The 7,790-nt window shown below is 33.7% G+C and carries 3 protein-coding genes; 2 read left to right on the forward strand and 1 reads right to left on the reverse strand.

Annotation, left to right across the window (positions count from 1 at the left end):
- Nucleotides 1-73: 73 nt before the first annotated feature.
- A complete protein-coding gene (gene porU / locus DFQ02_RS09220; RefSeq protein WP_116524131.1) occupies nt 74-3,964 on the reverse strand; it encodes a type IX secretion system sortase PorU in 3,891 nt (1,296 codons plus the stop codon).
- A gap of 263 nt (nt 3,965-4,227) precedes the next feature.
- Here porU and gldJ point away from each other — a divergent pair, with 263 nt between their 5' ends.
- Nucleotides 4,228-5,925 carry a gliding motility lipoprotein GldJ gene (gene gldJ, locus DFQ02_RS09225; RefSeq protein ID WP_116524132.1) on the forward strand — a complete coding sequence of 566 codons (1,698 nt, stop codon included), beginning with the start codon at nt 4,228-4,230 and terminating at the stop codon, nt 5,923-5,925.
- A 263-nt stretch (nt 5,926-6,188) separates the two neighbouring features.
- Complete coding sequence (locus DFQ02_RS09230) at nt 6,189-7,463, forward strand: UDP-N-acetylmuramoyl-tripeptide--D-alanyl-D-alanine ligase (protein WP_116524133.1); 1,275 nt, start codon at nt 6,189-6,191, stop codon at nt 7,461-7,463.
- Nucleotides 7,464-7,790: the final 327 nt, after the last annotated feature.

Genomic DNA, 7,790 nt, shown 5'->3' on the forward strand with positions numbered 1-7,790 from the left:
ATTTTATAACTCAATAGTTATTTCTTTAAGCTGTCAAATTTATCGATTACGAACGCTAACCTCATTTAAAAAGCTATAGAATTACTAGTTTTTCTATCTTTTCTACTTTCTTGTTCAATAAAGGTGAACGTACTGTTAGTTTATAAACGTAAACACCTTTTCCTATTCTATCACCAAAATCGTCTCTTCCATCCCATACCAAGTCTCTGGACAATGAACTGGTAGACTTAAAACCGCCAGAGGTTTGCCCGTTTATGGTTCTTACCAGTTTGCCAGATACAGTGAATATCTGTATAGAAACGTCCAAAGCCTCCGAACTATTGTGATTAAACCAAAATTCTGTATAATTTACAAACGGGTTAGGATAATTTAAAACATTATTTACAACTAATTCTTGATCTTGATCATGAACAACAAACTGAATTTCAGCAATGGAAGAATTATTATAAACATCCCATGCTTTTAAGGTTAAGGTGTGTAGCCCCGGTTCTAAATCTCTAAAAGGAAAACTCACTACTCCTTTTTGGTAACTATCAACTTCTGTTTGATAGTAATCATTAAGTATAATGGGGTTGGTTTCATCGCCATCAATAATGGCCACAATATCATGTCCAATACCACTAGCAGTATTTATACCATTCGAATCTTCTAATTTAGCTAATAATGTAGGTGATTCATTAGTAATTCCCCCAGACACAAAATTTTCATCGTTCATGTATAAAGTAATAATTGGCCCAATATTATCCGCTTCAGCATTTTCATTTATACCACCAATTCTTATGGTGTTATTAGTTGCTCCTGCTTGATCCTCAGTAAGCGCCTCATTTTTTGAATAGAAGCTTACCCTACCATAATCAACTGGAATACCAATATCCTTAGGAACTACAAAATCAAATTCAAAAACACCATTTGTTACTGATGCTTGTCCTCTAAAAATAACTTCTCCTAATGTTGAAAAATTAAGTTTTACAAGCTCTCCATTTAAACGGGTACCATCATTGGCTAAAGTCTCCCTATTGACAGGCTTATCATAGATAGTGGTTAAAACCGTTCCATTATAATCAGACAACAAATTACCTGAAAGATTGGTTACTTCACCTGTTAACTTCACTTTACTTAAAGCTTTCAGTGTATCAGTAGCTTGCCCAATAGGGGTGTCATTAATTCTAGTTAAACGAATATTTGGTTTTGGAAATGCCAATTTCATAGCCGGATCTCCAATAAAAAACACCAAACGTCTTTGACTAGCATTAGATATTGAAGGGTCATTTTTCACCAATCTTAGCGCTTCTGCCATGGTTGGATATTCATAATCACTAAAATTATCGTTACCACTGTAAGAAAACAGATACTGCCCAAGTATGTTATTAAATGTAATAGCAAAACTCACAAAAATCTGTCTTGTAGTTGTGATGAGTCCAATAGCTCCTGCTTGCTTATTCCAATAAGTAAACTCTCCTGCTGTCTCCCTGTAAGGATTATCAAACTTTGTAAATTCACAGGTTACCGTTACAAAACAGTTAAGCTTACAAAAATTACGAAGCCCTGTCACATCTGTTTTTGCGAAAATACGTTCTTGAGCTAGTCCATCCTCGCCTCCATGACCAAAATAATTTACAACCAAGGCACCATTATCAACCGCATTTACAAACTCATTATTTACCTGCGGATACCTATCACCTCCGGCCGAAGTTTCTTGCTGAAAAGCGTCGCTATGTATCTTCACAACATTAATGAAGGGTTTCTCCTGTGTAACCAAATTACCTACATTATCGGTAGTTTCCTGCAATATTCCTTCCCAATCTTGATCAACATCATCAGATACCACAACAAAATTATTGCGCCAGCTACCTAGAGATTCTTTAGTATAGTAAGATTCAATTTTATCCACCATCTCTTTAGCTCGTTGTGGGGTATCCGCTAATATTCTTCCCACAGCAATATCTAACCTATTGCTTGTAGACATAGTACCTTCGTTATCATCCATCATACCATAAAAGTCATCAGAAATAAATGAGCTTGTTAGATTAAAACTGCTATATGAATGCCAAGATGGAACTATATTAGTGTTATTTTGTATTCTATCTTTATAATCAAAAGAACTATCACCAAACAAACACAAGTACTTAATCCTAGTTTCAGTACTAGTGGCATTATCATAGACATACTTAACCACATTTCTGATAGCACCTACATCTTGATTACCTGTACTAAATTCGTTGTAGATTTCATCTAGTCCTAAAACTTTTACATTTAAATTATATTGTTCTCTGTTTATTTCTGCCAACCTTTCAGCTTGACTTAGCATGTTATTGGGAGATACAATAACATAATCAACCTCTTGAAAATTTCCTTGACTATCTTGAAAAATTGTTCCTTTTATATTTTGATTAGAGATGGTTGTTTTTGCATCAAATTTAGGCTCATAGTAGTCTTGAGGCGTCACTACTACATAAGTTTTTATGCTTCCTAAAGAAGATGTAAAACTAAGATTGGGGCTAGATGATTCATTGATGTAATTGGTTACATTATAAATATCGGTCACATCCCATATTTCTGAAACTCCAGAGGCATCAGTAATATTATATTGCCCAATTCCCGATGCTAGAACAACTGCTTTATTTTTAAACTGAAATTGATTCCCATGAAACCTCAATAATCTTTTAGCCTCTATAGATATATAATCTAAATAGGCCAATGCACTAGGATTTCCTTGGTTATTATAATCTAATTCCACAGTAACTGATGAAGAGTTAACATTAACATTAACATTACCATCAAAGTAGGAGTCGCTTGCTAAACTTGGCGTAGAGACACCAGACATGCTTAGTGATGTCACATTATTTCCATTTACACTTATCCCCATAGAAGATACCGTTGACGAAACTGCTGCCACATAAACCTTTAAGCTAATAGGTTCTGAAGTTACCAAATCAGGGAAATCAAATTCAAATGACTTTTTGCTATCAATATCAAACCTGTCTCCAAACCACCGTCTACCTAAAAAGGCAATATTATATTCATCTATTTCATGAAACTGGTAATCATCATAATCATTGATTTGCATATCAACTACCCCGGTAGGTTGACTAAAAGGCTCAATACGCTTACCCTGACTAGAACCTACATTAATAAAATAATAGGTCTTATCTGTATAACAATTAATGTGGGTATTACTCTCCTGGTTATACTCCTTTGGTCCTTGAGCATAGAATAAAATATAGTCATCGTTATCAAAAACCCCATCAGCTTCACCAACAAACTTGATAGCGTTCTCCATGATATCAAATGGATAGGGCTCAGAATTAGCATATGGAATCATTCGTCCACCATTACCGTATAGCTTAATGTTTCTAGGGTCTACACTATTCACATTAACACCTAAACGCTGTAAAAAAGCCTTTGATAATTTAAAAACTCCGGTGGTATCTACGTAAAAACGGTACCACTCACCAGTATTCAAAACCGAATTTGAAATAATCTTTGATGTAACAAAATCTTTCTTACTGTAAGTAACTTTTGAGCTTCCTCCAGAATTATAATTTAATTGAAACGAAGTTACTCTTTTATAATTTTCATTATCATATTTGATGATAGGAGTCAGTTGAAAAAAAGCATACTTCTTATGTCTTCCTAAAGAATTTTTTAAGCTATAACTAAGCTCATTGGGAATTGTATTCAAGTCCAAATCTCCCAATTCATTCTTTGAAATTGTTTCATAAGATATATTGCTCACGGTAGCGGAGGCTTCATTCACCGTTCCACTAATTTCCCATTGATCTGTAAACAACAAACCTTCTTCAAAACCATAACTAAAATGATTGCTGTTAAATGCAGGAATTTTAAGTTTAAAATTACCTCCAGAAATGGTTTTCATACCATCCCAAGCCAAATTGTATTGTTTTTGTTGGGAAAACCCAAACACTGAAGTCATTAAAAAAACTAATAGGTATTTCTTTTTCATTGCTAAAATAACGCCCTTGTGAATCTGTTATTATTCAAAAAAACAATAATTTTAAAAGTCGCAGTAAAAATACAATAATAATTTAGTAAAATGCGCGTTTAAACATCACAATAGAACACCAAAAAACAACAAAATCATCGATGAAATACATCAAAAATAAGATGAAATACACTTTTTTTTGGTTAAAATGTAAAAAATAGCTTGCGTTATTCGGTTTAATTCTTATATTGCAGCACCAAAATAATATTAGCTTACTTAAAGATATGGATATGAGAAAAGTAACAACTTTTAAGACTCTGTTTATTTTAGCCTTGTCTTTTGCCACATTTAGTTGTAGCAAAAAATCTTCCTCTAGTTCTAAAAATACCTCTAGAGCTACTGGATGGCAAATAAACGACAGAGAGGGTGGTTTTCAATACAATACCAGATTTGAAGAACAGGAAACTTCACCTGGATTGGTGTTTATTGAAGGTGGCACCTTTACAATGGGTAAAGTACAAGATGATGTGATGCATGATTGGAACAACACACCAAATCAGCAGCACGTACAATCCTTCTATATGGATGAAACCGAAGTTACCAATGTTATGTACTTGGAGTACTTAGACTGGATTAAACGCGTGTATCCACCTACCGATGAAAACTTTAGAGCTATTTACCATGGCGCTTTACCAGATACTCTTGTTTGGAGAAATCGTTTAGGTTTTAATGAAATTATGACCGAAAACTATTTACGTCATCCAGGTTATGCTGAGTACCCTGTGGTTGGTGTAAGTTGGATTCAAGCCGTTGAGTTTGCTAATTGGAGATCTAACCGTGTTGGTGAAATGGCTCTACAAAAAGAGGGTTATGCCAAAAGAGGTGCTCATCTAACAGATGTTTCTGCTGATGCTACATTCGATATTGACACCTATATTAATGCTCCTACGTTAACCTACGGTGGCAATGAAGAAGTCATTAATCCTGATGGCGGAAGAAATACCAGAAATGCTCAACTAGATGCTGATGGTAATCCTGTTAACATTTATGCTAAAAGAGAATCTGGAATTTTACCTTTAAAATATAGATTACCCACCGAAGCTGAATGGGAATATGCTGCTTTAGGCTTAAGTGAAGTAAGAAGCTATAACATTTATAGAGGAAGAAAAAAATATCCATGGGATGGACAATACACACGTGCTGGTAAGCGCAGAATACGCGGTGATCAATTAGCTAACTTTAAACAAGGTAAAGGTGACTATGGTGGTATTGCAGGTTGGTCTGATGACGGTGCCGATATCACTAACGCTGTTAAATCTTATGACCCTAATGATTATGGTTTGTATGATATGGCAGGTAATGTAGCTGAATGGGTGGCTGATGTTTACCGTCCAATAGTGGATGATGAATTTAACGATTTCAATTACTTTAGAGGAAACGTCTACACAAAAAACGCCATTGATGAAGATGGTACGGTTAAAATTGTAACCACTGAAGATATCGTTTATGACACGTTGTCAACTGGTAAGCTTATTGCTAGAAATTTACCTGGAGAAATATTACAAGTAAAGGTTGATGAAAATGAAACCTATTTACGTACTAACTTTGACAGAAGTAACCATATTAACTTTAGAGATGGTGACAGACGTTCTTCTAGATATTATGAAAATTTTGGAGATGACGAAGAAGAAACAAAAAGCTCTCACACCAGAAAAATGTACAACTCACCCCAGCATACAATTGAAAGAGACTCTGCTGGTAACATTATTAGAGAATACGACAAAAACAATAACAGAACGTCTTTAATTAATGATAAAGTAAGAGTTTATAAAGGAGGCTCTTGGAAAGACAGAGAATATTGGTTAGACCCAGCACAAAGACGCTACTACCCAGAAGATATGGCTACTGATTATATTGGGTTTAGATGTGCTATGTCTCGCGTAGGTTCTAAAACCAAAAGAAAACACAAGACTAAGAATTAAAACTTATCCATAATAAGAAATTAAAAAGGTCCTGACTATATAGTTAGGACTTTTTTAATACATTTAACTTGTTGTACATTTTGAAGCAAGCAAACAAATGAAAGTAATGTCAGTTCGAGTGATTTTGAGGAATGAAAAATCGTATCGAGAACTTTTTTATTACAAATTCTTAATTCTCGATACAAATTTCACTCATTTCAATCGTGAAATCCACTCGAATTGACAGAATTTAATTAAAATGTACAGCGAGTTACATTTATTTTATGAAAATAGAACAATTACATAAATTATATTTAGACTGTAATTCTGTAAGTACAGATACCAGAAAAATTAACACAGGTGATATGTTTTTTGCCTTAAAAGGGGAAAGCTTTAATGGCAATCAATATGCAGAACAAGCTATAGAAAAAGGCGCTAAATACGCTGTGGTAGATGAAGAGGATTTTGCAAACGGTACAAATGTTTTTTTAGTTAATAACGTTCTTAATACACTTCAAAAACTAGCTGCATTTCATAGAAACTATTTAAACATTCCAATTATTGCATTAACCGGTAGCAATGGTAAAACCACTACCAAAGAACTTATTAATGCTGTTTTGTCTAAAAAGTTTAAAACTACAGCTACTATGGGGAATCTAAACAATCACATAGGAGTTCCTTTAAGCCTACTTTCAATGAATACCAACACCGAAATAGGCATTGTTGAAATGGGTGCTAATCACCAAAAGGAAATTGAGTTTTTATGTCATATTGCAAAACCTGATTATGGGCTTATCACTAATTATGGTAAGGCCCATTTAGAAGGCTTTGGTGGTGTTGAGGGGGTTATTAAAGGTAAAAGTGAAATGTACAATCATCTTATAGCTCATAATAAAGTCTTGTTTATAAACGCTGAAGATGAGATTCAATTAGAGAAATCTAAAAACGCGAATAGATTTACTTTTGGAACATACAAACAGGATGTAAATATTGAAATTATAGATGCTAATCCGTTTGTAAAAATTCAATACAATAATTTACAAATAGAAAGCCAACTCATAGGTGATTATAATTTTACCAATATAGCTTATGCTATTGCAATTGGCAATTATTTTAAAGTTACCGACACCGATATACAAGCAGCCATAGAAAACTATATCCCTAGCAACAACCGCTCTCAAATTATTGACAAAGGCAACCTTAAAATTATTTTAGACGCTTACAATGCCAATCCAAGTAGCATGAAAGCTGCCTTACTTAATTTTGAAAAACAACAAGGCAATAAAATTGCAATCCTTGGGGACATGTTTGAACTTGGTGATGACGCCGAAAAAGAACATCAAAATATAGTTGATCTGGCCACTTCTTTGGATATTGACCAAGTTATTTTTATTGGAGAAAACTTTTTTAAGACTAACTTGAATACTTCTAAAGCATCAAAATTTAAGTCGTTTGATGCTTTTAAAAGTAATTTCACCAATTATAATCTAAAAAACACCACACTTTTAATTAAAGGTTCCAGAGGCATGGCCTTGGAAAGAGTACTTGATGTATTATAAAACAAAAAGTGCTGCTTCCATTTTTTTTAAAACTTTACAGCACTTTTTTTAATTCTCCCTAAGAACTAATTAATAGCAAGGTAAAGGTGCGAAATAATTATACAGCTGTCAATACTCAATTTGAGTATTTTAATATGATATGACTTTATATTCGATAAAAGCTCCTGTTTAAAGGACAAAAAACACCCTTTTACTACAAAACACGATATACCAATATCATGTTTCAGCTATCAATAATTTACTGCAGGACAGTTACAATCATATCTTGAACGCCTACAACTAAAGTTATAGCCTAATGTAAACTGATGAAACCCTCCATTAGTAAAT

Origin of the sequence: Seonamhaeicola aphaedonensis, assembly GCF_003386195.1 — a bacterium.
GTDB classification, from domain to species: domain Bacteria; phylum Bacteroidota; class Bacteroidia; order Flavobacteriales; family Flavobacteriaceae; genus Seonamhaeicola; species Seonamhaeicola aphaedonensis.

Excerpts from the sequence above, each read along its gene's own strand:
- porU (WP_116524131.1), bottom strand. The coding sequence starts at position 3,964 with ATGAAAAAGAAATACCTATTAGTTTTTTTAATGACTTCAGTGTTTGGG.
- gldJ (WP_116524132.1), top strand. The coding sequence starts at position 4,228 with ATGGATATGAGAAAAGTAACAACTTTTAAGACTCTGTTTATTTTAGCC.
- DFQ02_RS09230 (WP_116524133.1), top strand. The coding sequence starts at position 6,189 with ATGAAAATAGAACAATTACATAAATTATATTTAGACTGTAATTCTGTA.